General features: G+C 63.3%; 34 protein-coding genes and 1 tRNA gene. 24 read left to right on the top strand and 11 right to left on the bottom strand.

Features of this window, described 5'->3' with window-relative positions:
* The first annotated feature begins 37 nt into the window (after positions 1-37).
* From ACSG06_RS05665 to ACSG06_RS05630, 8 genes are all read left to right on the top strand, one after another.
* The gene (locus ACSG06_RS05665; protein ID WP_440989294.1) at positions 38-712 is read left to right on the top strand and encodes a helix-turn-helix domain-containing protein; all 675 of its coding nucleotides are present in this window, start codon (positions 38-40) and stop codon (positions 710-712) included.
* 80 nt (positions 713-792) lie between these two features.
* Positions 793-2,640, top strand: a complete 1,848-nt coding sequence (locus ACSG06_RS05660) for an acetyl/propionyl/methylcrotonyl-CoA carboxylase subunit alpha (RefSeq protein ID WP_440989293.1) — start codon at positions 793-795, stop codon at positions 2,638-2,640.
* Between the two features lie 403 nt (positions 2,641-3,043).
* Positions 3,044-3,388, top strand: a complete 345-nt coding sequence (locus ACSG06_RS05655; RefSeq protein WP_440989292.1) for a 2Fe-2S iron-sulfur cluster-binding protein — start codon at positions 3,044-3,046, stop codon at positions 3,386-3,388.
* A 49-nt stretch (positions 3,389-3,437) separates the two neighbouring features.
* Positions 3,438-4,211 carry a helix-turn-helix transcriptional regulator gene (locus ACSG06_RS05650; protein WP_440989291.1) on the top strand — a complete coding sequence of 258 codons (774 nt, stop codon included), beginning with the start codon at positions 3,438-3,440 and terminating at the stop codon, positions 4,209-4,211.
* A 66-nt stretch (positions 4,212-4,277) separates the two neighbouring features.
* Positions 4,278-4,862 carry an NADPH-dependent FMN reductase gene (locus ACSG06_RS05645; protein ID WP_440989290.1) on the top strand — a complete coding sequence of 195 codons (585 nt, stop codon included), beginning with the start codon at positions 4,278-4,280 and terminating at the stop codon, positions 4,860-4,862.
* A 113-nt stretch (positions 4,863-4,975) separates the two neighbouring features.
* A complete protein-coding gene (locus ACSG06_RS05640) occupies positions 4,976-5,563 on the top strand; it encodes a thymidine kinase (RefSeq protein WP_440989289.1) in 588 nt (195 codons plus the stop codon).
* A 3-nt stretch (positions 5,564-5,566) separates the two neighbouring features.
* Positions 5,567-6,169, top strand: a complete 603-nt coding sequence (locus ACSG06_RS05635; RefSeq protein ID WP_440989288.1) for a YIP1 family protein — start codon at positions 5,567-5,569, stop codon at positions 6,167-6,169.
* Between the two features lie 52 nt (positions 6,170-6,221).
* Positions 6,222-6,959 carry a YIP1 family protein gene (locus ACSG06_RS05630; protein ID WP_440989287.1) on the top strand — a complete coding sequence of 246 codons (738 nt, stop codon included), beginning with the start codon at positions 6,222-6,224 and terminating at the stop codon, positions 6,957-6,959.
* Between the two features lie 20 nt (positions 6,960-6,979).
* Here the strand turns inward: ACSG06_RS05630 and ACSG06_RS05625 are convergent, their stop codons facing one another.
* On the bottom strand, positions 6,980-8,020 hold the full coding sequence (locus ACSG06_RS05625; RefSeq protein ID WP_440989286.1) for a DNA-methyltransferase: 1,041 nt from the start codon (positions 8,018-8,020) through the stop codon (positions 6,980-6,982).
* A gap of 115 nt (positions 8,021-8,135) precedes the next feature.
* On the opposite strand from ACSG06_RS05625, the gene ACSG06_RS05620 reads away from it, so the two are divergent.
* The 3 genes from ACSG06_RS05620 to ACSG06_RS05610 all read left to right on the top strand — a co-directional run bounded on the left by ACSG06_RS05620 (position 8,136) and on the right by ACSG06_RS05610 (position 9,518).
* Positions 8,136-8,438: a Sec-independent protein translocase subunit TatA/TatB gene (locus ACSG06_RS05620; RefSeq protein ID WP_440989285.1), complete on the top strand. Its 303-nt coding sequence runs from the start codon at positions 8,136-8,138 to the stop codon at positions 8,436-8,438.
* Between the two features lie 194 nt (positions 8,439-8,632).
* Positions 8,633-9,220: a response regulator gene (locus ACSG06_RS05615; protein ID WP_440989284.1), complete on the top strand. Its 588-nt coding sequence runs from the start codon at positions 8,633-8,635 to the stop codon at positions 9,218-9,220.
* Between the two features lie 22 nt (positions 9,221-9,242).
* Positions 9,243-9,518, top strand: coding sequence for a hypothetical protein (locus tag ACSG06_RS05610; protein ID WP_440989283.1), 276 nt, complete (start codon positions 9,243-9,245; stop codon positions 9,516-9,518).
* Positions 9,519-9,778: 260 nt separating this feature from the next.
* On the opposite strand, the gene ACSG06_RS05605 is transcribed toward ACSG06_RS05610, so the two are convergent.
* The gene (locus ACSG06_RS05605) at positions 9,779-10,843 is read right to left on the bottom strand and encodes a tyrosine-type recombinase/integrase (protein ID WP_440989282.1); all 1,065 of its coding nucleotides are present in this window, start codon (positions 10,841-10,843) and stop codon (positions 9,779-9,781) included.
* A 347-nt stretch (positions 10,844-11,190) separates the two neighbouring features.
* Between ACSG06_RS05605 and ACSG06_RS05600 the strand changes: the two genes are divergently transcribed.
* Positions 11,191-11,454, top strand: coding sequence for a winged helix-turn-helix domain-containing protein (locus ACSG06_RS05600; RefSeq protein ID WP_440989281.1), 264 nt, complete (start codon positions 11,191-11,193; stop codon positions 11,452-11,454).
* 5 nt (positions 11,455-11,459) lie between these two features.
* Here ACSG06_RS05600 and ACSG06_RS05595 read toward each other — a convergent pair whose 3' ends face one another.
* Complete coding sequence (locus ACSG06_RS05595; protein WP_440989280.1) at positions 11,460-11,708, bottom strand: hypothetical protein; 249 nt, start codon at positions 11,706-11,708, stop codon at positions 11,460-11,462.
* A gap of 311 nt (positions 11,709-12,019) precedes the next feature.
* Between ACSG06_RS05595 and ACSG06_RS05590 the strand changes: the two genes are divergently transcribed.
* The 9 genes from ACSG06_RS05590 (at position 12,020) to ACSG06_RS05550 (ending at position 19,609) form a co-directional block, all read left to right on the top strand.
* Positions 12,020-13,300: a hypothetical protein gene (locus ACSG06_RS05590; protein WP_440989279.1), complete on the top strand. Its 1,281-nt coding sequence runs from the start codon at positions 12,020-12,022 to the stop codon at positions 13,298-13,300.
* Positions 13,301-13,362: 62 nt separating this feature from the next.
* On the top strand, positions 13,363-13,752 hold the full coding sequence (locus tag ACSG06_RS05585) for a DUF8023 family protein (RefSeq protein WP_440989278.1): 390 nt from the start codon (positions 13,363-13,365) through the stop codon (positions 13,750-13,752).
* A 21-nt stretch (positions 13,753-13,773) separates the two neighbouring features.
* Entirely contained in the window at positions 13,774-13,926 is a 153-nt protein-coding gene (locus ACSG06_RS05580) for a hypothetical protein (protein ID WP_440989277.1), read from the top strand.
* Between the two features lie 81 nt (positions 13,927-14,007).
* Entirely contained in the window at positions 14,008-15,603 is a 1,596-nt protein-coding gene (locus ACSG06_RS05575; protein WP_440989276.1) for an Env/VP5 family phage fusion protein, read from the top strand.
* Positions 15,600-16,181 carry a DUF8063 family protein gene (locus tag ACSG06_RS05570; RefSeq protein ID WP_440989275.1) on the top strand — a complete coding sequence of 194 codons (582 nt, stop codon included), beginning with the start codon at positions 15,600-15,602 and terminating at the stop codon, positions 16,179-16,181. Before ACSG06_RS05575 ends, ACSG06_RS05570 begins: the two co-directional genes overlap by 4 nt.
* Positions 16,168-16,998, top strand: a complete 831-nt coding sequence (locus ACSG06_RS05565) for a hypothetical protein (RefSeq protein WP_440989274.1) — start codon at positions 16,168-16,170, stop codon at positions 16,996-16,998. Before ACSG06_RS05570 ends, ACSG06_RS05565 begins: the two co-directional genes overlap by 14 nt.
* Positions 16,995-18,203: an ATP-binding protein gene (locus ACSG06_RS05560; protein WP_440989273.1), complete on the top strand. Its 1,209-nt coding sequence runs from the start codon at positions 16,995-16,997 to the stop codon at positions 18,201-18,203. Before ACSG06_RS05565 ends, ACSG06_RS05560 begins: the two co-directional genes overlap by 4 nt.
* A 145-nt stretch (positions 18,204-18,348) precedes the next feature.
* A complete protein-coding gene (locus ACSG06_RS05555; RefSeq protein WP_440989272.1) occupies positions 18,349-18,726 on the top strand; it encodes a PD-(D/E)XK family putative nuclease in 378 nt (125 codons plus the stop codon).
* A 169-nt stretch (positions 18,727-18,895) separates the two neighbouring features.
* Entirely contained in the window at positions 18,896-19,609 is a 714-nt protein-coding gene (locus ACSG06_RS05550) for a hypothetical protein (protein ID WP_440989271.1), read from the top strand.
* Positions 19,610-19,622: 13 nt separating this feature from the next.
* Here the strand turns inward: ACSG06_RS05550 and ACSG06_RS05545 are convergent, their stop codons facing one another.
* The 7 genes from ACSG06_RS05545 to ACSG06_RS05515 all read right to left on the bottom strand — a co-directional run bounded on the left by ACSG06_RS05545 (position 19,623) and on the right by ACSG06_RS05515 (position 24,057).
* A complete protein-coding gene (locus ACSG06_RS05545) occupies positions 19,623-19,754 on the bottom strand; it encodes a hypothetical protein (protein WP_440989270.1) in 132 nt (43 codons plus the stop codon).
* A gap of 385 nt (positions 19,755-20,139) precedes the next feature.
* Positions 20,140-20,679, bottom strand: coding sequence for a hypothetical protein (locus ACSG06_RS05540; protein WP_440989269.1), 540 nt, complete (start codon positions 20,677-20,679; stop codon positions 20,140-20,142).
* A gap of 438 nt (positions 20,680-21,117) precedes the next feature.
* Positions 21,118-22,734: a DUF7845 domain-containing protein gene (locus ACSG06_RS05535; protein ID WP_440989268.1), complete on the bottom strand. Its 1,617-nt coding sequence runs from the start codon at positions 22,732-22,734 to the stop codon at positions 21,118-21,120.
* Positions 22,731-23,117, bottom strand: a complete 387-nt coding sequence (locus tag ACSG06_RS05530; RefSeq protein ID WP_440989267.1) for a hypothetical protein — start codon at positions 23,115-23,117, stop codon at positions 22,731-22,733. The genes ACSG06_RS05535 and ACSG06_RS05530 overlap by 4 nt, the downstream gene beginning before the upstream one ends.
* Positions 23,118-23,295: 178 nt before the next feature.
* Positions 23,296-23,532, bottom strand: coding sequence for a hypothetical protein (locus ACSG06_RS05525; RefSeq protein WP_440989266.1), 237 nt, complete (start codon positions 23,530-23,532; stop codon positions 23,296-23,298).
* 173 nt (positions 23,533-23,705) lie between these two features.
* Positions 23,706-23,780 (bottom strand) — tRNA-Val (locus ACSG06_RS05520).
* A gap of 49 nt (positions 23,781-23,829) precedes the next feature.
* Positions 23,830-24,057, bottom strand: a complete 228-nt coding sequence (locus tag ACSG06_RS05515; protein ID WP_440989265.1) for a DUF7553 family protein — start codon at positions 24,055-24,057, stop codon at positions 23,830-23,832.
* Between the two features lie 312 nt (positions 24,058-24,369).
* Between ACSG06_RS05515 and ACSG06_RS05510 the strand changes: the two genes are divergently transcribed.
* Positions 24,370-25,326 carry an MBL fold metallo-hydrolase gene (locus tag ACSG06_RS05510; RefSeq protein ID WP_440989264.1) on the top strand — a complete coding sequence of 319 codons (957 nt, stop codon included), beginning with the start codon at positions 24,370-24,372 and terminating at the stop codon, positions 25,324-25,326.
* Here ACSG06_RS05510 and ACSG06_RS05505 read toward each other — a convergent pair.
* Positions 25,320-25,853, bottom strand: coding sequence for a cob(I)yrinic acid a,c-diamide adenosyltransferase (locus ACSG06_RS05505; RefSeq protein ID WP_440989263.1), 534 nt, complete (start codon positions 25,851-25,853; stop codon positions 25,320-25,322). The genes ACSG06_RS05510 and ACSG06_RS05505 overlap by 7 nt on opposite strands.
* Positions 25,854-26,303: 450 nt before the next feature.
* On the opposite strand from ACSG06_RS05505, the gene ACSG06_RS05500 reads away from it, so the two are divergent.
* Together ACSG06_RS05500 and ACSG06_RS05495 are read left to right on the top strand one after the other, a co-directional pair.
* Positions 26,304-26,534 (top strand): hypothetical protein, encoded by a 231-nt coding sequence (locus ACSG06_RS05500; protein ID WP_440989262.1) that lies wholly within the window; start codon positions 26,304-26,306, stop codon positions 26,532-26,534.
* A gap of 45 nt (positions 26,535-26,579) precedes the next feature.
* The gene (locus ACSG06_RS05495) at positions 26,580-26,747 is read left to right on the top strand and encodes a DUF7838 family putative zinc beta-ribbon protein (protein ID WP_440989261.1); all 168 of its coding nucleotides are present in this window, start codon (positions 26,580-26,582) and stop codon (positions 26,745-26,747) included.
* Positions 26,748-26,999 lie beyond the last annotated feature (252 nt).

The raw sequence follows: 26,999 nt of genomic DNA, 5'->3' as shown, positions 1-26,999 counted from the left end.
TGAAACGTAGCGTCCTCACCGAGTGGGGTGGCAGGTCGTGAAGTACCTCGACGTGCGCATCCGCCAACCCGACGAGTGGCTGCACCCGATGCAGGAGTTCATCCGCCACGAGGACGTGGTCCAGTACGAGGAGCTCCAGACCTGGCACGTCGTTTACGAGCAGGACGTGGAGTACGAGCTGTTCTACGTCGTCGCCGACCGCGAGCGCTACGAGCCGGTCATCGACGGCGTCGACTCCATCCACTGGTACGACATCACCGACGTCGACGACGAGTCGTTCTACGTCTACGCCTGCCAGGAGATCCGGGACGAGGACCGGGACTGGCGGGCGGCCTTCGCTGCGCTCTCGCTCGTCGTCGTCCCGCCCATCATCTACGACCGGGAGGCCGCGATGGGCATGACGATAATCGGTGACGGCGACGACCTGCGGACGATGCTCGACGAGCTGCCCGAGAGCTTCGAGGTCGACGTGCGCGGCATCGGCGAGTACGACACCCGCCGACCGTCGCTCGTCGGCGCGCTGACCGACCGCCAGCGCGAGGCCGTCCATGTGGCGGTCGACTGCGGCTACTACACGGTACCCCGCGAGGGCGACCTCGAAACCGTCGCTACAGCGCTCGACTGCGCGCCGTCGACGGCGTCGAACCTGCTTCGGAAGGCCGAGTCGGCGGTGTTCCAGCGGCTCGTCGACCGGCGGAACGGCCGGTCGTGAACCCGGGCTGGCCCACCGGTTGACCCGAGTGGCAAGAACCGATACAATAACGTGCGTCGTCCGAGACGATTTCGGCAAGAATGTTCAGGAAGGTTCTCGTCGCGAACCGAGGGGAGATCGCGGTGCGTGTCATGCGTGCCTGCGAGGAGCTGAACGTGTCGACCGTGGCCGTCTACAGCGAGGCCGACAAGAACTCCGGCCACGTGCGCTACGCCGACGAGGCGTACAACGTGGGTCCCGCCCGCGCGGCGGACTCCTACCTCGACCACGAGGCCGTCATCGAGGCCGCGAAGAAGGCCGACGCCGACGCCATCCACCCCGGCTACGGCTTCCTCGCGGAGAACGCCGAGTTCGCCGAGAAGGTCGAGGCCGAGGACGGCATCACGTGGGTCGGCCCGGCCGCCGACTCGATGGAGCAGCTCGGCGAGAAGACGAAGGCCCGGAAGACGATGAAGGAGGCCGACGTCCCCATCGTCCCCGGGACCACCGACCCCGTCGAGGACCCCGCGGAGGTAGAGGAGTTCGGCGAGGAGCACGGCTACCCCATCGCCATCAAGGCGGAGGGTGGCGGTGGCGGTCGTGGCATGAAGATCGTCGAGAGCGCCGACGAGGCAGCCGACCAGCTGGAGAGCGCGAAGCGCGAGGGCGAGGCGTACTTCGACAACGACAACGTCTACCTCGAGCGCTACCTCGAGAACCCGCGCCACATCGAGGTGCAGATCCTCGCGGACCACCACGGCAACGTCCGCCACCTCGGCGAGCGCGACTGCTCGCTGCAGCGCCGCCACCAGAAGGTCATCGAGGAGGGCCCGAGCCCCGCGCTCTCGGACGAACTGCGCGAGAAGATCGGTTCGGCCGCCCGCCGCGGTGCCGACGAGGCCGGCTACTACAACGCCGGCACATTCGAGTTCCTCGTCGAGGAGGAGGAGCGCGACGCCGAAGCCGGCGAGGTGCTGGGCCCGGACGCGAACTTCTACTTCCTCGAGGTCAACACGCGCATCCAGGTCGAACACACCGTCACCGAGGAGCTCACCGGCATCGACATCGTGAAGTGGCAGCTCAAGGTCGCGTCCGACGAGGAGCTCGACTTCTCCCAGGACGACGTCGACCTCTCGGGCCACGCGATGGAGTTCCGCATCAACGCCGAGAACGCCGCCAACGAGTTCGCACCCGCGCCGGGCGGCAAGCTCGCGACGTACGACCCGCCGGGTGGCATCGGCGTCCGGATGGACGACGCGCTCCGGCAGGGCGACACGATCGTCACCGACTACGACTCGATGATCGCGAAGCTCGTCGTGTGGGGAAGCGACCGCGACGAGTGCATCGAGCGCTCGCTGCGCGCGCTCCGCGAGTACGACATCGAGGGCGTCACGACCATCGTCCCGTTCCACCGGCTGATGCTCTCGGACGAGACGTTCGTCCACGGCACGCACACGACGAAGTACCTCGACGAGCACCTCGACCACGACCGCATCGCGGAGGCCCAGGCGCAGTGGGGCTCCGACGCGGGCGGCGCGGGCGACGACGAGGACGTCGTCGAGCGCGAGTTCACCGTCGAGGTCAACGGCAAGCGCTTCGACGTCAACCTCGAGGAGCGCGGCGCCATGCCCGTCGGCGGCACGAGCGGCCCGCGTGGCAGCAGCGGCGGCAGTGACGACGGCGGCTCCGGTGCGAGCGGCGGCGCGTCCGGCGGCGGCGTCGAGGTCGAGGGCGACGGCGAGACGGTCAACGCGGAGATGCAGGGGACAATCCTCTCCGTGGATGTCGACGAGGGCGACGAGGTCGCCGCCGGCGACGTGCTCGTCGTGCTGGAGGCCATGAAGATGGAGAACGACGTGGTCGCCTCCCGCGGCGGTACCGTCACCCAGATAGCCGTCGAGGAGGGCCAGAGCGTCGACATGGGCGACGTGCTGGTCGTGATGGAGTAGCCGGACGAGACGTTCCGAGGCTGATTGCTCGCGGAATCGACGACGCCGTCCCTCGCGCTGCTAGCGACGGTAGAACGGAGCCCGCCGGAGTTCGTGGGCTGGCGACTCCGGCGTGGCAGATGGATGGCGGGAGGGCAGTGCACCGGGAAGCGGGTGCGCTGCGGGGACCGGCAGGGCGCGGGGTCGGGCAGTGCCCCGGACGCAGGGCGGTGGGGTCGGGTCGGTGGGCAACCCACTGGGGCAACGACTGACGTGGGTCGGCTTCGGCCGGGAGGGCCGGAGCGCCGCGGGGCACGTCTTCACGTTGAACCCAGGGGGCCTTTCAACTATCCCAAGCTCAAAAACCGGTTTTACCCACCACCTGCGGCCGGTCTCTCCCCGTGCTTTTGTCCGTGTGGGCCGAATGCCGACCGTGCCCGGCGACAGCCAGGAGATCGCGTACGTCACCGTCACGGATGGCGACGACGAGCACCTGCTGGTCGCGCCGGTCGGCGCACGCCTGCGGGACGTGCTGCTGCGCCACGGCATCTCCCCGCACTCCCCGGCGACCCGCCGACTCAACTGTGGCGGGCGCGGCCTCTGTGCCACCTGTGGTGTCCGCCTCGTGGACGACCAGCCGCCCGACCACTGGCACGACCGGCTCGCCGACCGCTTCGGCTACCCGCGGCTGTCCTGCCAGCTGCGCGTGGACGGGGACACTACCGTCAGGCTCGACCGCGAGAAGCTGGTCTGGGGACGGCGGGAGTGAGCGTCGGGATGCCGTAATCGGTATAGCAATCGACCGTCACGTTCGTGGTATGGGTGCCGATGACGTAGGCGAAGTGCTGAAGCTACTCTCGAAGCGCCGATTGTTTCTGGCGTCTTTGTACGACGAACCGAAGGAGAAGCCCGAACTGGCGGCCGACTGCGACGTCGCCCGGTCGACGGTGGGACGGGCGATCCGGGAACTGGAGCTCGCCGGCCTCGTCCACCGGGGCGACGAGGGCTTCGAACTGACGGTGTCGGGACGGCACGTCGTCGACCAGTTCTACCAGTTCGAGCACGCGGTCGACGCCATCTGCGAGGTCGACGAGTGGCTCTCGACGCTGCCCGAATCGGGCCTCGTCCCCCCCGAGATGTTCGTCGGCGGCGAGGTGACCCAGTCCGACATCCACGCCCCCGACAAGGCCATGCAGGAGACCGTCGACCTGGTGTCGACGGCGGCACGGGTGCGTGGCGTCTCGCCCGCCGTCCACGGCGCGTACGTCGAGACGTTCAACGAGCGGATACAGACCGCAGGGCTGGAGACCGAACTGGTGTTCAGCGCCGACGCGCTGACCGAGCTGGCGACGACGTACGCCGACTACATCATGGAGGACGCCGACGGCGTCACCATCTACCAGATCGACGAGCTCCCGCCGCTCGGGCTGATGCTCGTCGACCACGAGGACGGGACGACCGAGGCGAGCTTCGGGATCTACACCGAGAACGGCGTCCAGGTCGTGGTACGGAACACGAGCCCGAACGCGGTCGCCTGGCTGCGCGAGGAGTTCGAGTCCTACCGCGAGCAGGCGACCGAGATACAGCTCTGAGTGCGGCGGTCGTCGGCACGTCACACGCCCTGCAGCTATTTCAGCCCGGACGTCGTGACCCAATCCATGTCCACCGACGACGACCCCACGGTCATCGCACTCTGCGGCAGTCTGAGAGACGGCAGCTACACCCGGAAGGCACTCCGCCACGCGCTCTCGGCCGCCACGGACGCCGGCGCGAACACCGAGCTGGTCGACCTGCGCGAGTACGACCTGCCGGTGTACGACGCCGACGAGGACGCAGCGGGCGACGCACCCCGGCTGACGCGGACGGTGCAGGAGGCCGACGCCGTCCTGCTCGGCACGCCCATGTACCACGGCTCCTACGCCACCCCACTGAAGAACGCGCTCGACTACTGCGGCTTCGACGAGTTCGAGGACAAGACCGTCGGCCTGCTGGCGGTCTCCGGGGGGCACTTCCCGGTGACCGCGCTCGAACACCTCCGCTCCGTCTGTCGCGCGCTCAACGCGTGGGTCATCCCGCACCAGGCCGCCATCCCGCAGGCGTACCAGGCGTTCGACGACGGGAACTTCGTCGACGAGAAGCTCGCGGAGCGCGTCGCCACCCTCGGGAAGCGTGCCGTGCAGTACGCCAACATCGAACCCGACCCCGCATCGTTCGAGAGTCAGGAGAACGTCGGTGCGGAGTGAGGTGGTGGGGTTCGGAGAACGCTCCGAATGCCCGTGCGCTGTCGAGAACGAACGACCCATCATCGACCCGAGAGAGTAACGTCTTTATCGACGGCTCACGCGGTTCCGTGCAGATGCACGCCATCACGAACAGCGGGTGGGTGGAGGTCATCACGGGCAGCATGTTCTCGGGGAAGACCGAGGAGATGCTCCGACGCCTCCGACGCGCCGAGATCGCGGGACAGGACGTGGCGGTGTTCACGCCCGCGCTCGACGACCGGTACGGCAGGGACACCGTCGGCTCGCACGAGGGCCGCAGCTGGGACGCCGTCGCCGTCGAGTCCCAGGGCGAGGGCGTCTGGGACATCGTCGAGCAGCTGAACGGCGAGCAGGTCGTCGCGGTCGACGAGGGCAACTTCTTCGACGAGACGCTCGTCGAGGTCTGCGACCATCTCGCCGCCGAGGGTCGCCGCGTCATCGTCTCCGGCCTGGACCAGACGTACCGCGGCGAGCCGTTCGAGCCGATGCCACGGCTGTTCGCCACCGCGGAGTACGTCGAGAAGCTGCAGGCCATCTGTGCAGTCTGTGGCGAGCCGGCGACGCGGACCCAGCGGTTCGTCGACGGCGAGCCCGCCCACCGCGACGACCCGACCATCGTCGTCGGTGCGGAGGAGTCCTACGAGGCGCGCTGTCGGAGCTGTCACACCCTCAGGAGCGACTGACACATGACCCAGTGGACCGAGAACCCGGAGGGCGGCCGCGCCCGCGGCCCGGGCGGCCTGGCCCGCGCGTGGGTCGAGGTGCTGCTCCGGCCGCGGCGCTTCTTCACGAACGGCATCGCGCCGTCGGACCAGGCCCCCGGACTCGTGTTCGCCATGGTGGTCGTCCTCGTCGAGGAGAGCGTCCGCTTCGCGCTCGTCGACGACGCCTACCCGGTCGTCGCGGGGAGCGAGCCGCTCTCGGCCGCGCTCTGGCTCGGCGTCGTCGTGTTGCTCGTGGCACCGGCTGCGGTCCACCTGCTCGCGGCGCTCCAGACCGTGTTGCTGGTCCCGTTCGCACCCGGCCGCGGTGGCGTGAGCGAGACCGTCCAGATACTCTGTTACGCGACCGCCCCCTGCGTCGTCGCCGGCGTCCCGAACCCGTACGTCCGGTCGCTGGTCGGGCTCTGGGCGATCGGGCTCTACGTCGTCGGGCTGACGGTGCGCCACGACCTCGGCCGCCAGCGGGCGGCCATCCTCGGCATCGTTCCGGCGGGCATCGCCTTCGGGATGGGGTTCCGGGCGTTCCCCGCCATCGGCGTGCTGCTCCGACAGTGGTACATTATCTGACCTGTCCGGGCAAGGAGAAGGCTTTCAGGGTCCCCACCACTACGCCCGACCGATGTCAGCCCGCCACTCCGTACTCACCGCCCTCCGTCAGTTCCTGTTGGACCCGCGAGCCTTCTTCGAGGAGCACGGGACCGCCTCGACACTGCCCGTGGCGGCGCTCGCCGTCGTCGGACTCGCCATCGCACTCGCCGTCGGGGTCACCATCCTCGGCGGTATCCTGGCCGGGGCCGTCGACGGGACCGTGATGGTCGACAACCCGGACCGACCGCCGGGACCCACCTGCGAGGTCTTCGGCAACGACACACCCGGTGTCGAGGGCTGTGACGAGCCCGCCGAGATCGAGCGCGACGCCGGCTCGCTCGTCCGGGAGGCAGCCAACGGATTCCTGGGGACGGTGATCTTCGCCCCGTTCCTGCTCTGGCTCGCCGGCGGCATCACGGTGTACCTCGGCGGGCTGCTCGTCGGCGGCGACACCAGCCTCGCCGGCTCGTTCTCGGTCGCGGGCTGGGCGGCGGTCCCGGAGTTCGGTCGGCTCGTGGCCGGCCTCGTCGCCCTCCAGCTCGCGCTCGGGGACGCGACGATAACGAACCTCGAATCCGCACCCGAGGCGGTCCGGACCGCCATCGCACCGATCGAACCGTATCTCGCGGTCGCGGCGGTGCTCACCGCAGTCTGGCAGCTGCACATCCTCTCGGCCGGCCTCAGCGTCGAGGCCGACGTCGACAGGCTGGCCGCGGCCGTCGTGACCGGCATCCCGCTCTCGCTGCTGGTGCTCACGACGCTCGTCTGAGCCGGCACGCCGCTCCGCCGCTACCGCGGCTCGTACGAGACCCGGTAGCCGTCGTCGGTCCCGTCGACGTCCGTCACCTCGTAGAACCGGATGCGGCGCTCCTGTTTCGTCCGCACCGGGAACTCGTAGTGCTCGGCCTCGTAGCCGAGCGCGTCACCGTCGTCCCGACAGCGCTCGACGAACGTGCGATGCCGGTCGAGGCGGTCGTCGACCAGCGCCCTGGAGCGCGCCGGCAGGTCCTCGAGCCGGTCGTCGAAGGCGGCCGCGAACCCGGCGTCGAGCTCGTAGCCGTGGGAGTCCCGGCCAGCGAGCATCGCCGCCAGCGTTGTCGTGCCGGTGCCCCAGAACGGGTCGAGCACCGTGTCGCCGTAGACCGAGTACATGTTCACGAGCCGGTAGGGAAGTGCGAACGGGAACGCCGCCGAGCGGTCACGCACCGCGTCGTCGACGTGCCGTTCCTGCGTCGCACCGGTGAGGTCCGTCCAGACGTCGGAGAACCAGTCGTTGCGCTCCTCCCAGAAGTACGCGCTCTCGTAGCGACGGTCCAGACCGGGTTCGAACGGTCGGGTGTCCGCGCCGTTGCGGAACACCAGCACGTACTCGTGTTCGAGGGTGACGTAGGCGTTCGTCGGGAGCATCCCCGACCCCATGAACTTGTTCGCCTTGTTCGTTGGCTTGCGCCAGAGCACGTCCGGTAGCGGCCGGAACCCGAGCTCGCGCATGTCCGCCGTGACCCTGGCGTGGTTCGGGTACTGCGAGAAGCTGCCGTCGAGCGTGCGCGTCGCGTCGCCGACGTTGCAGCAGACGATGCCACCGGGACGGACGACACGCGAGAGCTCCGCCCACACCGCCGCCAGCTCGTCGTGCATCAGCGAGAACGCCCGTTCGCCGTCCCCGCTGTCCAGCGCGTCCCCGATGGCCGGGTTCAGCGACGCGAACGTCTCGTCCCACATCTCTATCATCGGGTACGGTGGCGACGTGACGACCAGGTCGACCGAGTCGGTCGCGAGCGTCGTCATGTCCCGGGCGTCGCCGACGGTGCAGGCGTGTTCCGTCTCCATCGCGTCGTCGCTCGGTTGCGCCGTTCCGGACGTAAAGCTGTGCATCCCGGCGACCCAACTATCATCTACGATATGTTTATCTACTCATACGACGTACTACTGTTCGGTTAGAGCCATGATGATACCGCTGTTCATAGGGGGAATCGGCGGCCCGGAGATACTACTCATCTTCCTGCTGGTCATCCTGCTCTTCGGCGCGGACAAACTGCCGAAGCTCGCACGATCCAGCGGTGAGGCCATGGGGGAGTTCCAGAAGGGTCGCGACGAAGTAGAGCGCGAACTGAAGGCCGCGAAGGAGTCCACAGTGTCGACGACGTCCGACTCGGACGACGAGGCCGTGGCCGAGGTCGACGACATCGAGACGACCACCGAGTCGGTCGACGACGTCGACACCGACAAGAGCGCCTCGCTGGCGTGACCACGCGCCGATAGCACAGGCCGATAGGCCGATAGCACACGGACGACAGGCCGATAGCACACGAACGACAGCCGCGCCATCGACCACACCGAGGGGGGGAGACGGCGACAGCACGATTGGGGGGAGACGGCGACAGCACGATTTCTCGACTGCAGTAACGTATAACTCGGTTGCAATCTTTGTTCTGGGCAGTGATGCCCGGGCACGACACCGAGCAACCGACGGTCCTCGTCGTCGACGACGAGGAGAAGTTGGCCGACATGTACACACTCTGGCTCCGGAACGAGTACGACGTCCGGACCGTCTACGACGGCGAGGCCGTCCTCTCCGAGCTCGACGGCGTCGACGTCGTCCTGCTGGACCGACGGATGCCCGGCTGCTCCGGCGACGAGGTCATGGAGCGGCTCGAACGCCGCGACGAGGACCCCGCGGTCGTGGTCGTGACCGCCGTCGACCCCGACTTCGACATCCTCGAGCTGTCGTTCGACGACTACGTCTGCAAGCCCATCCAGGCCGACGACCTCGTCGCGGTCATCGAACAGCAGCTGACCGCACGCGAACACGGCGACGACCTCCGACGCTACCTCCAGCTCGCCACCAAACGCCGGCTCCTCGAACTCGAACACGGCCCCGGCGTCCTCGACGACACGTCCGACCTGCGCGCGCTCCGCGACGAGGTCGAGGCGCTGGAGAACGACCTCCGACGGACGGTTGCGGACTTCGATGCCATCCTGGAGTCGTTCCAGCAGATCAACCGCGGGCCCGGACGTTCGCGATTGTGAGAGACACCGCAGACTCCCCGTGATGATAGACACCGGCCTGCTCCTGCGAGCCCTCGTCACCTATCTGTTCAGCGCCTTTCTGGTCTGGGCCGGCGCGAGACGGACGTCCTTCGCACTCGGTGGCCGGAACGACCGGTTGGATTACGGAACGCTCGACCTGGTCCTCGGGGGTACGGACCTCGGCGAAAGCGACGCGATGCAGCGTGGCGTGTGGATCGTCTTCGGCCCCATCTGTGTCGCCTGGGGGCTCGGTCTCGCGGGACTGATGACGTATCTACTGCTGTTCTCCGGGGCGTAACCGCACGGAAGCGTCATCGCGACTGTGTGTCCACTTCTCCTGAAGCAGCGGTAAGAAACTCAGTGGGTTGGGGCAGATTTGAACCTCGGTCGCTCCACTGCGTTCCGCTCCCTGGTTCAAATCCGCCGACCACATCTCCTGCCGACGGACTCGTCGCTGCGCTCCTCGTCGATGTCGGCAGGAAAATGGGTTGGGGCAGGACTGCGAGTACGGCTTATCGCAGCACTCTCTACCCATCTCGTAGGCCGATTTTGCGCGCATCATTCCGGTAGGTACCTCCGTCGCTGCTCCATCTTCTCGCGAGCAGTTCGCCGGTCGTAGTGCCGGTCCAGAACAGTCTCCGAGACATTCATCCGGTCCTGCGTCACGTCCTTCGGTGTCCCTTCGAGCAGATGCCGGGTGAGCGACCCACTACGGAAGTCGTGAGGCGACCGCGACGACGGGCACTTCGACGCGAAGTTGTAGTCCACCGCCTCGCAGGTGTCCGGGTCCCTGTCGTGTGGACACTCCTCGTTGTACCAGCACGGCCGAGAGACCGCGTACACCGTGTTCCGAATCGTCCCGGTCTGGGGGCGGCCGTGCGAGGTCGTCAGCAGCGGCTCGCGGTCATGGTCATCGCGCACGTCCTTCCGCGGACCGCGAACGTAGTCCTCGATGGTCTGGGCGACGTAGTGACTAATCGCGTTCCATCGAGTCCCCTTGGTGCCGTTCTTCAGCGGCGTCCCCTGCTCCGGTCGGTGGACGATGTGGACCGCCGGGCCGTCGACCTTCGGATGCGACCCTTCCAGGTCGAGATCGTCCAGGTCGATGGCGCGAAGCCCACCGGACCGACACCCGAGGTGCCACAGCAGCAATGTGGTGACGTGCTTGCGCGTGGCGTAGTGGTGCCGGTCGAGATATCCCAGAATCTCCTCGGCGCGGTCCGGGTCCAGCGTCGTCTCGCTCACCTGCTGTTTCTCCGTGACGCGGGGGAGCAGCACCTTCGACGGCAGCTCCTCCGGCACCGCGTCGATCTGCGCGCAGAACCGCAGGAACACCCGGAGGGTCGAGAGGTGGTTATGGAGGGTCTGGGGTTCGAGCGGGTCGTAGCCGTCCAGAAACTTCACGTCGTAGTCGTCGAATCCCTGCCGTCGACATGCCCGGAACGAATGGAGGGTTCGCCCGTCGAGTTCGTTTAGGTTCTCGATCTCCTCGACGCGGCACCAGCGAGTGAACGCAAGCAGCCGGTACCGCTGCGAGGTGAGCGTCTTGTCCCGCAGCTCGCCCTCGCGCGTGCTCAGGTACATCTGCATCGCAACGTCGGGCTCGATTGGGTCTAGACCCATCAGGCCGAACCCTCCGCAGATGACCATGACCGGCCGGAGAGAGTGAGATCCAGACGCGACTCGTCGCTACCGTGCGGGGATTTATGCCCCGTGTCGTCGATTTTGTACATGGTTTCCGTAGCGTGGATACGGAAGCCCGCGCGGACCGGTGCTCCAACACCGGGTCCGCCAGTTTTCGAGCATGGACCCACCGGGTAGCGACGGGTCCGCGAGCGGCTTCCGTTATCACACCTTTCCATATGGAAGTCTCTTAGTTCTTTCCTAGATAGGAGTCTCTGAACACCCATCTGGAACTCAAACCTCTCCCCTTCGATACAACTATGGTCCGCATCCGTCACGGGGAGAGTATGCGACAGCGTGCGGAGTGGATGAAGCCAGCCGACGACGCTATTCTCGAATATATCCGCGACGCCGGTGAGGTTCCACCCGTCGTCATCGGCCGGAACATCGACATCCACTCCAAGTACGCCGGAGAGCGATGCAGGGAACTCGCTGAACACGGCCTCCTCGACCGAGCCGATGACGGATACTACTCGCTCACCGACCTCGGCGAGCGGTACCTGGACGAAGATCTCCGGGAGGGCGAACTCGATTCGGAGTCGGGCGACTGAGTCTGTCACGGCGCACCCTCCTCACCGTACACGTCGTGGTACGGTCCCCACTCAGTGACCAGCTCTAACTCGTCGCGCTCGTGGGTCTCACCCGTTCTAGTGTCGTGGAGTTCCTGAAAGACGGCTTCGAGATCCGCCCGAGCGCACGCCTGACACCAGAAATGGTTGTTCGTCGGCTCCCAGTTCCGGTGTCCGTTCGGGCAGGTCCATCGCCAGCGATCCAACTTTTCGTCGAGATTGATTCGAAATCCCATCCGACCGGGACTGAGGGGAGTTTATGTAAAAGTCCGAATCCTTGCGCGGGGTGAAAGTGAAACTGTAATCGAGTACCCCATAGACTGCTGAATAACCAGATTAGGGGCTAAGATACACCCGTCTTGTAATTTCTTCCGCCAGTGAAAGTGGTCCAAAGGCAACGACCATCATCATGTTCAACGTTACCATGTTGTGTCAATTGTCGTAATTGTGAACGGGTTGAATAGGTTGTTCCATCGAGGTTATTATCAGTTTATAAATGTATGTTAGGTTTAATGAGTGTGGCTGTTTTCAATGGTGATGGGAATTGATGAGTAACGAACCAGCAACTGTAGACGATGTATATGGTATAACCAGAGACCTACCTCAGAATTATGTCGAGCGGAAGCCGGTTGACGACAAATTACGGGATGACCTGAATAGGGGGAAACATGTCGTGATTTATGGGAGCTCCAAGCAGGGTAAAACTTGTCTCAGAAAGCACTGTATTGATTCTAAGGATCAAATCAATATCCAATGCAGTAACAAGTGGGATGTGAAAGAAATCAACACGGCAATTTTGAAAAAAGCCGGTTACGAAGTCACCCTTTCTGAGGAGAAGACAATTTCGGGAACGCAAAAAATCAAAGCATCAATCAGTGCTAAATTACAGGGTATTGGGGGATCTGCTAGTTCCGAAACTTCTGTCTCGGGCTCAAAAACAGAAACGACTAGGGACTTAGAATTAGATCCGACCGACGTAAACGACATAATACAGGCACTTGAGGAGATTAATTTTGATAAATATATTGTACTGGAGGACTTTCATTATCTCCCCGTCGAGACCCAGAAAGACTTTGCTATCGAATTGAAAGCATTTCATGAAGCATCTCCATTCTGCTTTATCGTGGTTGGAGTATGGTTGGAAGAGAACCGTCTAATTGTTCTGAACGGTGATCTTACCGGCCGCGTTATTTCGGTGAATGCTGACGACTGGAATCACAACCAGCTAAGAAGAGTAATTGAAAAAGGCGAGAACATCCTCAATGTTAAATTCAATCTTAATTTTAAAGATGAATTAATCAAGAATTGTTTCGAGAGCGTTTACGTTGTCCAAGAATGCTGTAGAGAAGTTTGTGTAGATGAAGGTGTCTCCGAAACTCAAAAATCGTTATCAAGACTTGCTGAGGACAAAGACGCAACAGAGGTTGTGAATTCGGTCGTTAGTGACCAGAGTGCTCGTTACAGAGCGTTTTTACGAGATTTCTCTGACGGCTTCCAAGATACAGAATTGGAGATGTATAAGTGGCTTCTGTACCCGATTCTAACGACGGAAGCAGAAGAGCTTGAGCACGGACTAATATATTCGGATATGAGAAAAGAAATCCAAAGTGAACATCCTAGGGGAGAGGATTTGAATCCCGGAAACCTGACCCAAGCGCTCCAGTCTACCGCATCCCTTCAGGTGAAGAAGGATATAATGCCGATTATTTTGGATTACGACGAAACTAATAGAAGAATCAGCATTGTTGACAGAGGGTTCCTGATTTGGATCGACAATCAAGATACTGAAGAATTGCTCGAGATTGCTGGTCTGGACACGGAGCTATAATCGTATGGCCGTCTTTTGATTGCGAGGGTTAAGTACTGATTCCTGCACGGCTGGAGTGCAGTATGTCGAGAAACCAGATCGACCTCGTCGACGTTGTAGCGCTGATCCTCGTCCCGTTCATGGGCGCAATCGCCCTCGGGACCATCGGGATGCAAGTAAACGTGTTCGGGAACTTCGCCTTCTCGGACGTACTCTGGTCGGCCTCCAGCGTGGAGCTGACCGCCGCCGCCCTGCTCTCCATCGCGGGCACCGTCTGGATCGTCGCCACCAACGAGATCGACGGCAGTAGCTACGAAAACTACGAACTCGTCATCCTCGCCGTCACCCTCGGTATCGTTCCGGCGTACGTGCTGATTCCCGCTGTCCGCGCGTTCGCAGGCATCGACGCGATCTCGTTCGTCCTCGCGATGGTCCAGTCCGGCGGCGCGATCCTCGTCAGCTACGTCGAATAACCCCGCTTCCCCTACCCATTCATGAGTACCCACCAATCCGCAGAACCCGGCAGAATCGTGCTCCGTGGCTTCGACCCTGAAACGACGAAACAACTCGAACGCATCATCACCACGGCAGGCATCCGCCAGCGCGTCATCGACCGCGAACCCGACCGGGGTGAGCGTCGTGAGTGATCCGACCGCCCGGCTGGTCGGGCTCGCGTTCTGTGCGGTCGTGCTCGTCGGTTCGCTCGTCTGGTTCGGGGTGAGCCTCGCGTGAAGCGCGTCGCTCGCGTGGTCATGGTCATGCTCCTGGTGTCGACCGTCGTCGCCGGGCCAGCAGCGGCCGCGACCGCCTCGCCCCGAGACGCTACAGTGCAGCCCGAGCCGCCGGACCCGACACCTGGCTGTGGTGAGCACATCGTCGAGAAGGCCGTCCAGTTCCTCAGCCCGGCCTACGCGGCCTACGACGCCGTGACCGGCGGTGACCAGTGCAACGTCGAGGAGATCCGCCAGGGCAACCAGGAGCAGGAGATGCAGGACATCCACGCCCAGGCCCAGACCCTCGCCGTGGACCAGCAGTCCAGTCTCACCGCCTATAGCAACGCTCTCAACGACGCGCGCACGGTCGCCTGGACCAAGGCCGAGTGTGCCTCCCTCGATGCACTCGAAGCCAACGCGACCCAGGCAGAGACCCGCGTGGCCGCCCGTGACGCCATCGAACGCTACTACAGTCGGATGCTGACGAACGTCATCGCCGAGCGCAACGCAAACTGGCAGGAGTTCATGTATCTCGCCCAGACCCGCCAGAATGAGAGCCTGAACCAGTCCGTGTTCGTCGTCGACTACATGACCACCGACGACCGACTCAACCACGGTCTCGGCGCGTACAACCTCACCGACACCCTGAACTACACCCTTCCGAACGGCAGCATCGCCCAGGTCGAAGCCATGCACGGCTCCGCGTCGGGTACCCACATCGGCGGGGGTGGCATCGGTCATTTCTCCGGCCCGCTCGTCGAGGGCGCGACGTGGCCGAACTCCGACGACTACGGCCCCGAAGACGTTGCCTGGATTCACATCCGCTCGACCTACGACAACGACACCGTCACGGCCTACAACAGCACCCGCTGGTGGAACGTCATCGACCGCATCGAGAACCAGAACCAGCAGATGCTCTCGAATGCGAATCAGACGGTGAACGGTCTGTACGGGAGCTACGTCCGTGGAAACTTCAACATCTCCGACTACCGCTCCGTGCAGTGTACGGCCGACCAGACCGGCGTCGGCGTCAACGACACCTACTACAGCATCTACGCGGTGAGCGCGCTCGCAAAGGCCGGAGCCGAGACGCCCGATCTCAACTCCACCGGCTCGATGACCATCGCCACCAGCGAGTTCACCGCCAACAACACCACCGAGCAGTTCACCGGCCTGCTCGTCGCCTCGGACGTGCCCGGCGACAGCTGGCAGACCGGCCAGACCTACGACCCCGCCACCATCAACGGGAGCGTCACCTTCCACGTCTCCGACAGCAACCGCTCGTTCTTCCTCTCCGAGCCGTTCACACTCGTCGGAGCGGAGGGGAGAGACGGCCAGGAGATCTCCACCGTCAACACCACCCAGTACCAGTATCGAACCGAGAACTTCAGCGAGCTCGGCGACAAGCTGGACCGGCTCATCGAGCTGCGCCAGGAGGAACAGGTTCGCATCGAAGACGCCTCGAATCCCGACACCGGCGGCACCATCGGCTGGCCGCGGCTCGGCGGCGCGGGTGGGCTCGCCCTCGGCGGCGGTGTCGTCATGCTCGCCATCGCTGCTATCCTCGTCGGTATCGGCGTCAAACTCTACTTCGAGGTGATGACGCCGTGAGAGGCGCGGCGGTCATGGTCATCGCGCTCGCGCTCGTCACGGTCGGCGTCGTCCCTGGGGTAACCTCTGCACAAGACGGGGACAACGCGACCGCGACGACGGCAGTGCCCGACGGCCAGAACGCGTCAACAGTGCGGGCCGATCTCGGCGCGGGTGTCACCCTCGTCGACATGGAGAAGAAGCCCGGTCAAATCGTGCTCATCTTGCACGCCGAACAGCCTGCGACGATGCTGAACTGGCAGGACAGCATGGGTGCGATGAAAGCCGCCAACGACCGCGGCGGGGACGACCTCGCCGCTGTCGACATGGACGCCTACCAGCATCGCGTCTGGCTCGACCGTGGCCGCCAGCGCGTCGTGCTCGACGTCGAGACCTGGCGCGGTGCCTCTACCATCACAGTCTGGACCACCGAGAAACAGTTCGTCATCTCGACCGATCTCCCGTCGGCGAACCCGTTCGGTGCGACCTCGTCGACGGGCGGCTGGCTCGGCGGCTTCGGTGTCGCCGTCTGCATGGTCTCGTTAGCGGCCTGGAAGCACAAGCGGAATCCACCGCAGGGGGTGCGTGACCTTGAGTGACCGCTACCGCCCCACCTTCGCGAGCCGTTGGGACTACGCCGTCTACCTGCTCGCCGAGTACAAGGTTCCCATCACCCTGACCGTGCTCGCCGTCGGCGTGTGGGCCGCGTGGGCCGTCGAGACCGTGCCCTCGCCGCCGCCGGAACTCGTCAACTTCGCCGCACCTGTCGCTATCCTCGCCATCCCCGCCTACGCGGTCGGGGACCGGCTCGCGAAGTGGCTCGACCCCCACGAGTGGATCAAGGTCGGCGTCGCCGACCCCGGCACCGTCGACGGGGACAACTTCGAGACTGCCAAGTACGACGGCAAGGGCGTCGCGCCCGACCTCTGGGACCAGAAGACCGTCACCGGCTACAGCCCACTCCGGCCCGATGACGGCACCTTCGACGCCGTCGTGACCGCCTTCAAGTACTACGACGATATCGACGAACTCGAAGTGCGTGGGTGCGAACAAGCCGACCTTCCACCGGCCGAAGCGTGGGAGTCCGCAACGCGAGTAGACGAGATCTACGAGCACCACCACCGGGTGAAGCGCGCGTACAGTCAGCTCAAGTCGACGGTCCACAGCTACGCGACGCAGGTTCACGACGCGACGCTGCTACTCGCGGCAGCGGAGGACGAGAAGGCCAACGTCGCGCCGGACGTGGAGATCCAGGCACTCATCGACGAGATGGAGAACGAAGTCGAAGATCTCCCCGACGCGCCCGCGCCCGATCAGGAGGGCCAGTGGCTTCGGGAGGCGAAGGGCGACCTCGGCCAGCTCGATGACCATGACCAGATGACCGACCCCGTCGCAGACGGTGGTGAGGAACCGTGAGCCACGACGAGGGCGGCTCCGGCGAGTGGGCGAGCAGTGAGGCGAAGGACTGGAAGGACGGCCGTCACAAGCGCGAGAACGGCTACGTACTCAACCACGCCGGGGAAGTCGGCGATACGACGACGCGGCAAGCTCTCACCGCGTTCCACGGCGTCTTCGAGCGCGCGTATCGTCGAGGATGGATCGACGGCGACTGGCCCGACAGCGTCACCGACACCGAGATGTACCGCCGCTGGCGACGCACCCAGCAGACCGAAGCGTTCGCCCGCGCTGTCGACCAAGGCGACGCGGTCGATCTCCGCCAACAGGTCGGCAGTCAGAACGACGAAATCGACGTATCCGGCTGGCGTGACATCGAGCACATCCGCGAGATAGCCGTCCAGCGCCACCTCCGGCTCTACATCTACGGTGAGCCAGGCACCGGCAAGACCCGGTCGGGCTCACTCGTTGCCCGCCACTGGGTCGAGGAACGAGTTGAGGAAGGCCACCAGGACGCGCTCGTACTCACGAACATCCGGACGCTGGCCGACGAGAGCGACCGCGTGCGCTGGGTCTCCAACTGGGCCCAGCTGAAAGACGTGATGCACTCGGAGATGGACGATATCCTCGCCGAGAACACCCGGCCCGTGCTGTTCCTCTTCGACGAAGCCTCGTCGCAGGCAGCCGGGCGGGGCAAGCAGGGCCACGAGGCGAGTACGAAGCTCGCAACGCTAGTCTATAAGATTCGGAAGTTCGCGGGCGCTATCGTCATCATCGGCCACGACGGCAAGGACCTCCACCCGGCCGTCAGGGAGCTGTGTACGGTCTGCGAGAAGGAGTCGAAAAAGGTCGCGCGGTTCTACGAGACGGTCAAGAACCGGGAGGGAGTCGACCCGATCACGCCGACCATCACGGGCTGGCCCGATTCGATGTGGCAGCCCAACGACAAGGACCCGGCACCGTGGTCGTGGGACGACGGCCAGGAGGCCGAATCGGGCGAATCTGAGTCGCACATCTCCCGAGAAGACGCGTATCGGGAGTTGGCGATCTGGACGGTCGTCGACGAGAAGACGAGGAACGGCGACGATGCGCTGTCGTTCGAGAAAATCGCGCAGAAGCGGTTGAACGGCCTGTATTCGGGCGAATGGTGCCGCCGTCGCTGGAAGGAGTACGATTCGGGCGAGCACGCCGACACGGTTGCCACCGTGCAGGAGGCAATCGCATGAAGGCGAGAGCCCTCGCGGCAACCAACAACTCGACTCTCCCCGCCGTGGTCATAGGCGCGCTCTCACTTCACGTCGAGCGTGACCATGACCGCGCGCGGCCCCGGCGGCTCGCTATATATAAATCACGCCCGCGAGGTGCGTTCGCGTGAGTCGGTCGAGCAACGCGAGCCGGTACGGTTCGCTCGCGGAGAAGCATCTGGCGGACGAGCGCGGGCTAGTGCTCGACGGCCAGCACACGAGCTGGTGCGATGCCCGGTTCCAGAACGGCACGCCAGTCGAGATCAAGAGCGCGATGGTCTCGACCGGCTACTTCCAGATCTACCGCAAGTACCACGAGAAGCTACGGAACGCTGGTGGCTGGTACGGGTTCGTCGTCTACCGCGAGCACGGAGACAGGATCCGAGTACTCAAGACGCGGATGACGCGGCCGGAGCAGCTCCCGCTGCGGACGCTGTGGTCGCCGACCGGCGGGCATCGGGACAGCGAAAAGGCGAAGGTAAAGATCAAGCAGGTGATGCGCTGAGACTGCCGTAGCTCGGTGACAAGACAAGTCACACCGATGAAAAAGATGCTAGGTGGCCAAGCCGACACAGCTGATAAGAGACATAGGCACAATACTGGCAAAAAATTTTCATTTCCAAAACGCATAGATATCGGTAATTATTTATGTCCTGTGTCTGGAATAATCTGATATGCCAAATTGGCATAACAGACGAGAGTTCTTACAGTCCGCTACAGTAACCGCAGGTATTGCAGCACTTTCTGGAATAAGTCAGGCTGATACGAATGAAGAAAACACAGTTAAAATGATATCTAAGGACCGTTTAGAACTGAGAGATGGTCGCATCGAAAATAATAGTAACCAGAGCCAGGCGGACCTCACTCTAACTGAAAGGCAAGAGTCGCTCCTTTCCGAGCTGAGGGACAATGAGAGAATCATCCCCAAGTCCGCGATCGACTTTGAGAATGCAGCCAATCACCTCAACGAAGAAAAAAGAAAAGGTAATATCGAGTTCTTAGAACGAAACGGTATGCCTCATATCTGTTTAACTGAGAGAGGACGCAGAATTGCGGATAGAGCCAGAGAAGAGACCGAGAACTCGAACGTATCTCCCCACCATGATGGAAAGAATGATTACGCAAAAAATGTAATTGCAGTCCCACCAAATGTCAAGGCATGGACTGACGACGATGTCACCGGAGATGTTGTAGTCGGGTCAATTGTTGTATCTGGCCTGTTGCAAGCCTGGGGAGCTAGTGGAGCGGTTCCAGCCACGTTTGCCGGGATTATTCTTTCGACCTCAGCGGGTGTTATAGCCGCGCAAAATGAGGGGCATGGAGTCCAGTATGCGATTTACTCACTTCCGCCCATTGCCAATATGGTTCCAACTATAACGTCTCAGTAGTATAGAATAATAACTAACTCCCTACAGTAGATATTATTGAAATAATGAAAAAAGAGACCGTTATTTCTGTGATGTTTTCTGTACAGACTGTGGCAGCTTCCGTGGCCTTCCTTTCGTCTTCAGGCTCTCTTGTCACCTTCTTCATGGGTGTGAATCTAGGAATCGGATTCATGGGTGCTGTTCTATACGGACAGAAATCTTTTCAGATAGAAGGGGAGAATAGCTCTCCCGAGAACGGGTTAGTGTGACTCCCTGACAAAGGTCGTTTCGTACACACTACCCCAGAATCCTAGTTTTTTGAGTGACTGAAACCCTTATTTTGGCGTATATCGCACGGTTTGTGTCGGCCGGTTGGGGTGGAAATGCGGTTGAGGCAACGGTGATTGAGCCTACGTACACATGCCAATCTCCAGTTCGTGTGCATAGTTGAGGAATCGAATCTCTCAACATGCGGCCCCAGGGGGTCGAACCCAGGAGCGCCGTTGTACTCCTCCTGGTAGATAGAGGAAAAGTACTGTTCGTTCAATCAGCTATGTAATCGTCAGGATGAGCATTCGAGAAGCATCAACGAACTCGTATCTTCCGCGTTGAATGCAAGTATTCTGTGATTCTTTTGGAGTCCACAGTTCGTACTCGATGACTGCCTGTTCACCCGGTTGGAGAACAGTCTGTTTGACGAGGAGATCGCTCCCCAATGTATTCTCAGGACTCCAACAACGATCGCCCTCTCGTTGATAATCAAATTCACCCACAGGAATCAAGATAAGCTCTAACGAGTGTCCCTCTAAATATATGTAGGTGGGATTGCTCGGGTCTGCCTGGATTTCAATTTCTTCATTTCCAGTATTTTCGGCAGCCGTTCTAACAGTTGCAGTATGCGACTCCGTTATTCGGGGTTCAATCATCTCGGCTCTGTATTCCAATGCATCGTGGTCCGAAGATGACTGCTCAACACCCACTTCCATCGGCTTACCGCTTACCGAATTTGTCGAGAGCCCACCGAGGCAGCCTGCATTAGCCGTCGAACAGATCCCAGTACCGGCCATTTGAAGCAGGTGGCGTCGCTTCATATTGGTTAGTATGAATCACTATCACTAATATCATAACCTCTCTGAAACACCTATTTTATCAAGCCAATTGAAAGATGAGCATTCCTACTTACCGAGTGTTTCACCGCAGATAGTGTCTGACAAAGAGGGTTCCACCAGAGCCGTTACATCAAAAGCGATCTCGCCAACACCACCGTTTCGAGTGTTTCATCTGGAATCAACGGTGCGGAGGTGGGGCGGGGGCTGGGTATTTTTTCTGCTTTGTGCCCTTGGGCACACTCTCCAAGGGGATGTTCCCGCCCGCCGGGAACGACCCGCGCGGTCGCCGGCCCGATCTCGAGCTCGACGAGCCACCCCATGACCAGATGACCAACCAAAATTGACCGAGAACCCCGAAGTAGGCAACTCAGATGGGAAAAACAGGGGCGCAGGATAGTGATGCCTCTACTCGGGGCCGCGCTACCCAGCGAGCGCAGCGAACACGCCCCGTTCGCGCTCTCCGTCAATCTTCGCGACGACCTCGGCACCGGCCAGATCGATCACGTCGTACCCGCTCTTGTGCCACGCCGTCCGACCCTCTGCAAGCACGTCCTGAATGCGCGGCTTCGCCGTCGCTTTCAGCTTCGACAGCATCGTCTCGATACGCACCGTCTCAACGCTCCCGTCGTCTGCTACTGTGACCTCCGCACCGTACTTGTTCAGCCAGAGCTGGAACGCCGACGACTCAGCCTGACACCGATTCATCCCGAGGATCTTCGCCGCGCGGTCGGCTGCGTTCTTCACCTGGTGCTCGGTGCTCTCGATGATACCTTTCAGCTCGTCGTGGAACTTCCGCGACGCGAAGCTCACTACGCCGTCGTCGTTCTCCAGCACGGCACCGAGGCGCTTCAGCGCCCGGTAGATGGTACTCACCCCACGCCCAGTCTCCTCGGCGATCTCCTCGTAGTGCTGCCCACCGCCGTCGGTCAGCAGCTGGTCGAGCACGTCCAGGTCGGCGTCCGTCATGTCCCGCAACGACGTGACCAGCAGGTGCTCCTGCTCGGCTTCGATCTGTGGCGTCGGGTCGTCGTACATCGCGACGGTCTCCTCGCGAGCACCCGGTCGGAAATGGTCGTCTTCGACGTACGTCCCTGGGTCCGGATCGGTCGGCACGTCACCCCATTCGAGGAAGTTCAGTAGCGTCTCCTCGATCTCGCGCTCGGCGTCGTCCAGGTCGCGCCAGACGATGGGGTCGCCCCCGTTGCGCTCCTGATTGATGAGCACGCCAATCTTCGGGTGATACAGTGGGTTCTCGGGGTCGCTTTTGACGGTCTTCGGGTGGTAGTGCTTGAACTGGAAGCCGTACCGGTGGCTCGGAATCAGCTTCTGTGCGCTCTCCGGGTCGACCCAGAGGCGGTGCATGTAGCCGACGATCTCCTCGTTGTTGACCTTGTATTCGGCCTTGGTCCCCTTCTCGTCGGCCAGCAGGTGTATCGCTTTCATCATCGTGCCACTCGCCAGCAGCTTCGACGCGATCCCCCGTCGGACTCGTACGTACCGCTCGTAGGCCGTCACTCGGGAGTGCGCCGGGCTCGGTTCATCGGTGAAGTACCGCGAGTTCATCGACAGCCCCGCGTGCGTCGCGACCGCGTCGACGATGCCGTGGAGTAGCTTCGGCACCTCCTCGGGCTCGACGTTGCTCGCCTTCAGCTCGACGTCCACACCTTCGGTGCCGAACCGGTTCCACCAGCGTTTCCCGAACCCGAGTTCGTCCCCGCTCTCGCGATGGCGCATGTCCTGAAAGCGGGGCTCGATTATCGGCGAGAACTTCCGACGGCCCTCACCCTTGCACGTGATGTCCCACGAGTACAGCGCCTCACCAGCGATGTTGTCGCTGGGGCGGGGCGCGATACCCGTCTTCGAGTAGTTACACTGGATCTCCCAGGGTTCGCCGTCTATCTCGGTCTCGAACTCGGCGTATCCATCGAAACGACCGACGATGGCCTTCGCGAGCAGCTGGTATGGACCCAGCCCGTACTGTGGGTACTTCAGGTACGCCTCGAACTCGTGGGGCTGCGTCACCGTCTGCCCCGTCACTGTCTCACCTCGTGCAGCTTCGCGGTCGCGCTCCGTCCGCGTTCGACAGGGTTCCCATCGGCATCGAGGTAGATCGTCTCGGCAGACCACTCCTCGATGGTCTCGGGGTCGCGCCGCGGTCTGTCGCCGCGCTCGCCGTGTTCGAGCAGATAGTCGCGACGGCGGTCGAGCAGCGCCAGCACCTTCTCGCGGGTGTCGCGGGCCAGCGCCCGCTCGCACTGCTTCCAGCAGTTGATTACCTGGAGTCGGTCGATGCCCTCGATACGCGCGACCGCGAGTCGCCGCGCGTCGTCGTCCCCGACCAGGTCATGGTCAAGGAACCGCGCGGGGTCTTCGCCGATGGCCTCGACGATACGCTCCCGCAACTCCCGGTCGTACGTCACCGCCGCTCACCTCGCGGGAGCCGCCTGGGGGTGTACTGGTTCTCCCTCGGCCGCTGTGGCTGGCACGCCCGGCAGAGAATCGAGTACCGAACCCGCTCGCGACGGTCGTCGTAACCCTCGATGTAGACGCTTTCGCGCGGGTGCTCGACGCTGGAACCGCAGATACTGCACCGCGGCATCACGCGTCACCTCCCTCGAGGTCTTCCAGCGTCGGCCGCTCGCGCTCGGCTCCTGTTCGTCGGAGCCGCCGGGAGCAGAAGTACGCATGGCCAGCTTCACCGCCCTCGGTCAGCCGGGTGCAGCGAGCCTTACACTCCTCGCACCGGAACTCTCGCGACGTGGTCGGCTTCGGACGCGCCTTCTCCCGGACCCGTAGCTCCTCGGCCGAGATACCCAGCTGGCTCTCGGCACTCACGCTGACCACCCTTCGGATATGAAAACCGCCCGACTGCGAAGGGCCGCGTTAAGTGACTTACTGAGATAGGATTTTGACCGCCCGAATCGCCAACCCCAATTCCGTCGATTTCGTGCGCGAGAACGGCCGCTACGGCGCGTTCGCTCTTCCTTAAGCAGCGGTAAGAAACTTAATGGGTTGGGGCAGATTTGAACTGCCGACTTCCTCCGTGTGAAGGAGGTGTCATAACCGGACTAGACCACCAACCCGCGATACCTGTCGCTACCCGGTTGTGAAACTTAAGGGTTGCTTTCCGCCTTACCGGCTGATGGGCATGCCGCCGAGGCGGTCACGCGCATTCCGCCCGACGCTGCGGACGCGGTCGGTGCGGGTCGGCTCGGGTTCGGGCTCCTCGACGCCGCGGTACTCCTCGACGCGGGCTTCGACCCGCTCGCGGACGGGTTCGAGTTCCATCTCGACGCCGGCGTAGAGTTCTTCGACGGTGCGTCGGGCGTGGTATCGGGCATCTCTGAAGTGGCGGTTCATAGACGAGAGTACGCCGGAACGAGCTATAAAATTGTCGCCGATGATAGGACAGAACCCTCGATTTTTAGGCCACCCAAAACCGGCAGCTTTTTGTGATTGTTAGGCCGACCTAAAACTGCGGTCGGCGAGGAATCCACACCGTGCCAACCCGCCGTCTGGACACCCCATAGCGAACGACAGTCATGCCATCGGCGCGCCCCGACGCGCCAGGGGACCGTGGGCATCACCCGGCCCCCGCTCCTGCCTGTCCCGCCGACCCACCGTTTTCGCCGAGGCCCAAGGGTTTACCACCGAGAGGGGTCACTCCCGAGTATGTTCGAGCGGTATCCGATCCCGACGCCCTTCCAGGTCGGTCCCATCAACGCCTACCTCGCCGGGCGCACGCTGGTCGACCCCGGGCCAGACGGCGAGGAGGCCTGGGCCGAACTCCTCAGCGCGCTCGAGGAGCACGACCTGACGCCCGACGACGTCGAGCAGCTGCTCGTGACCCACCCGCATCCCGATCACTTCGGGAGCGCCCACCGGTTCGCCGAGCGCGGCGCGACGGTGTACGCGAGCGAGTCCTGCGCCGAGATCGTCGGCGACTTCGCCGGACGGTGGGCCTACGAGCGCGAGTTCTTCACCGACTTCTTCGAGCGAAACGGGATGTCCGCGGCGACGGCCGACACCATCACCGAGCTCCCCGAAGCGTTCCTCAACTACGCGCCCGACGTCGAGGTCGACGAGACGCTCGCGGCGAGGGACACCGTCACCGCCGCGGGGACCGAGCTCACGGTGGACGAGGTCACCGGGCACGCGCTCGGCGAACTGACGTTCACCTACGAGGACGACGACGGTGACACCGTCTCCATCGTGGGTGACAACGTGCTGCCGGACATCACGCCGAATCCGTTCCTCCAGCCGCCGCCGGAACCCGGCGGGGAGCGGCCTCGCGTCCTCCCCCGGTACAACGACTGTCTGGAGCGCCAGCGCGACGCCGGCTACGACCGACTCCTCCCCGGCCACAGGGACGTCATCACCGACCCCGCGGGCCGCATCCAGGAGATCCTCGACGCACACGAACAGCGCACGGCCGACGTTCGCGAACTGCTCGACGGCCCGAAGACGGCGGTCGACGTGATGGCCGGCCTGTTCGAGGACCTGCCCGTCACCGAGCAGTTCTCGGGGATGAGCGAGGCCGTCGGTCACCTCGACGTACTCGAAGAACGTGGCGCCGTTCAACGCCACGAGCGCGGCGGGATGGTCGTCTACGAACGCACCGATCAGTAGCTCGGGCTCTCCTCGGGGACGCCCTCGCGAGCGTTGACCACGCGCGCCCAGACGAACAGCCCGTCCGACAGCCGGTTCAGGTACTGGATCGCGTCCTCGTTGGCCTGCGCGTCGGCCGCCAGCGCGACCGCCCGGCGCTCTGCCCGGCGACAGACCGTCCGTGCGTGGTGGAGCCGCGACCCCTTCTCGCTGCCCGTCGGGAGGATGAACGACTGGAGCGGCTCGAGCTCGTCGTCGTAGGCGTCGATCCACGACTCGACCTGGTCGACGTGCTCCGCCGTGATGATCGGGTCGTCCTCGTCGGGGTCCGGGTTGGCGAAGTCGGCCTGCACGACGTGGAGGTGGTTCTGCACACCCGCGAGCTTCTCGTCGATGTCGTCGTGCCCGGTCGGACGGACGGTCCCGACGAGCGCGTTCAGCTCGTCGACGGTCCCGTAGGCCTCGATGCGCGGGCTGGTCTTCGACACGCGGGACATGTCCCGCAGGTCGGTCATGCCGTCGTCGCCACGGCCGGTGTATATCTTCATGCACCCTGCTTCGGGCGAGCCCCACTTAACTCCGGGCGCGAACGGGGACGACGCGGACATTTTATATCGCGCTATACAGTTTACGATGAGTTATTGCGGCCAGAACGGGACGCTCCGCAGGAGCCCCGAACACAGCGTAGCGCGTCGATTCTGGGCTGAAACCACCAGAAACTGGCCACGACGCCCGGGAACCCGCCGGCGCCCCGGGGTGAGAGAGCTGCTCCGCCGACGCCGGTCCCTCTCGAACTTCCCCGCCCCCGGCTCATCCCCGTGCGAGCCCACGGACCCACTCGGCGCCCGGTCGTCGTACGCATCGACCCCCACCCCACCGATAGGCGACGCCAGTCGTGGAGTGAGCGGGCTCACGGGACTCCAGTACGTGCGTGGCGACACTCGCGTACGTCAGACGTCTGACGTAGATTAATGTGGTAGTCGGCCGCATACAACGGTATGTCGCTCCCCGAGGGTCGCGCCGCGCCAGACGAACTGTTCGAGACCTTCCCCGAGGCGTCTCCGGAAGAGGTGATGGCGCTCGCCGATGCCGAACCGGAGACAGCGACGGACGAGGTGGGGTCCGAGACCTTCGACCGGTTCGTCGACGGTGTATCGGTCGAGCGCACCGACCGCCAGGGAGCTGGGGCGGACGACGAAACGGTCGACCTGGACGAACTGTTCGGCTGAGCGCGCTTCGAATCAATAAAGTCCCGTCCCCACGGACTGGCTCGCATGAGCCTGGAGACGGAACACTACTGTCCCGACTGCGAGAGCGACGTCACCTTCTACCGTGCCGCGAGCACGCACGTCCACCTCGGCGAGAAGGTCAAGTGGCACTGCACCGAGTGTGACTACGGATTCGTGAAGATCGACGCGAACGTCGACACGAGCGAAGCCTGAACGGCACGAACGGACTTCTCCGCAGCCTCACCCTCGCCGAGCCGCGGCTGTACCGATTCCGCCGGTGTCGAACCACCTGCCGACGAGTGCTCCGACCGATACGACAGTCGCAAACAGCCACCATAAATCACATGTCGCGATAGCAAATGCGGTCGGCTCCGGAAACCCGCGACTGCACACCCCGACACGCACGTCGCCCGAGTTACCAAAATATATTTCAGCGAACATATATCCCGTTCTCGCCGGTAGCAC

The organism is Haloarchaeobius baliensis (assembly GCF_052060055.1).
Lineage (GTDB): Archaea > Halobacteriota > Halobacteria > Halobacteriales > Natrialbaceae > Haloarchaeobius > Haloarchaeobius baliensis.
The sequence above is the reverse complement of the archived record's forward strand: the minus strand, read 5'-3'. Positions and strand labels throughout refer to the sequence as shown.

Coding starts and splice junctions, on each gene's coding strand:
- ACSG06_RS05545 (WP_440989270.1), bottom strand. CDS start 19,754: ATGAAGAAGGTGACAAGAGAGCCTGAAGACGAAAGGAAGGCCACGGAA.
- ACSG06_RS05510 (WP_440989264.1), top strand. CDS start 24,370: ATGTTCGAGCGGTATCCGATCCCGACGCCCTTCCAGGTCGGTCCCATC.
- ACSG06_RS05500 (WP_440989262.1), top strand. CDS start 26,304: ATGTCGCTCCCCGAGGGTCGCGCCGCGCCAGACGAACTGTTCGAGACC.
- ACSG06_RS05620 (WP_440989285.1), top strand. CDS start 8,136: ATGATGATACCGCTGTTCATAGGGGGAATCGGCGGCCCGGAGATACTA.
- ACSG06_RS05495 (WP_440989261.1), top strand. CDS start 26,580: ATGAGCCTGGAGACGGAACACTACTGTCCCGACTGCGAGAGCGACGTC.
- ACSG06_RS05580 (WP_440989277.1), top strand. CDS start 13,774: ATGAGTACCCACCAATCCGCAGAACCCGGCAGAATCGTGCTCCGTGGC.
- ACSG06_RS05590 (WP_440989279.1), top strand. CDS start 12,020: ATGAGTAACGAACCAGCAACTGTAGACGATGTATATGGTATAACCAGA.
- ACSG06_RS05625 (WP_440989286.1), bottom strand. CDS start 8,020: ATGGAGACGGAACACGCCTGCACCGTCGGCGACGCCCGGGACATGACG.
- ACSG06_RS05630 (WP_440989287.1), top strand. CDS start 6,222: ATGTCAGCCCGCCACTCCGTACTCACCGCCCTCCGTCAGTTCCTGTTG.
- ACSG06_RS05585 (WP_440989278.1), top strand. CDS start 13,363: ATGTCGAGAAACCAGATCGACCTCGTCGACGTTGTAGCGCTGATCCTC.
- ACSG06_RS05605 (WP_440989282.1), bottom strand. CDS start 10,843: ATGGGTCTAGACCCAATCGAGCCCGACGTTGCGATGCAGATGTACCTG.
- ACSG06_RS05515 (WP_440989265.1), bottom strand. CDS start 24,057: ATGAACCGCCACTTCAGAGATGCCCGATACCACGCCCGACGCACCGTC.
- ACSG06_RS05635 (WP_440989288.1), top strand. CDS start 5,567: ATGACCCAGTGGACCGAGAACCCGGAGGGCGGCCGCGCCCGCGGCCCG.
- ACSG06_RS05600 (WP_440989281.1), top strand. CDS start 11,191: ATGCGACAGCGTGCGGAGTGGATGAAGCCAGCCGACGACGCTATTCTC.
- ACSG06_RS05655 (WP_440989292.1), top strand. CDS start 3,044: ATGCCGACCGTGCCCGGCGACAGCCAGGAGATCGCGTACGTCACCGTC.
- ACSG06_RS05595 (WP_440989280.1), bottom strand. CDS start 11,708: ATGGGATTTCGAATCAATCTCGACGAAAAGTTGGATCGCTGGCGATGG.
- ACSG06_RS05540 (WP_440989269.1), bottom strand. CDS start 20,679: ATGAAGCGACGCCACCTGCTTCAAATGGCCGGTACTGGGATCTGTTCG.
- ACSG06_RS05650 (WP_440989291.1), top strand. CDS start 3,438: ATGGGTGCCGATGACGTAGGCGAAGTGCTGAAGCTACTCTCGAAGCGC.
- ACSG06_RS05640 (WP_440989289.1), top strand. CDS start 4,976: ATGCACGCCATCACGAACAGCGGGTGGGTGGAGGTCATCACGGGCAGC.
- ACSG06_RS05550 (WP_440989271.1), top strand. CDS start 18,896: ATGCCAAATTGGCATAACAGACGAGAGTTCTTACAGTCCGCTACAGTA.
- ACSG06_RS05645 (WP_440989290.1), top strand. CDS start 4,278: ATGTCCACCGACGACGACCCCACGGTCATCGCACTCTGCGGCAGTCTG.
- ACSG06_RS05660 (WP_440989293.1), top strand. CDS start 793: ATGTTCAGGAAGGTTCTCGTCGCGAACCGAGGGGAGATCGCGGTGCGT.
- ACSG06_RS05505 (WP_440989263.1), bottom strand. CDS start 25,853: ATGAAGATATACACCGGCCGTGGCGACGACGGCATGACCGACCTGCGG.
- ACSG06_RS05615 (WP_440989284.1), top strand. CDS start 8,633: ATGCCCGGGCACGACACCGAGCAACCGACGGTCCTCGTCGTCGACGAC.
- ACSG06_RS05610 (WP_440989283.1), top strand. CDS start 9,243: ATGATAGACACCGGCCTGCTCCTGCGAGCCCTCGTCACCTATCTGTTC.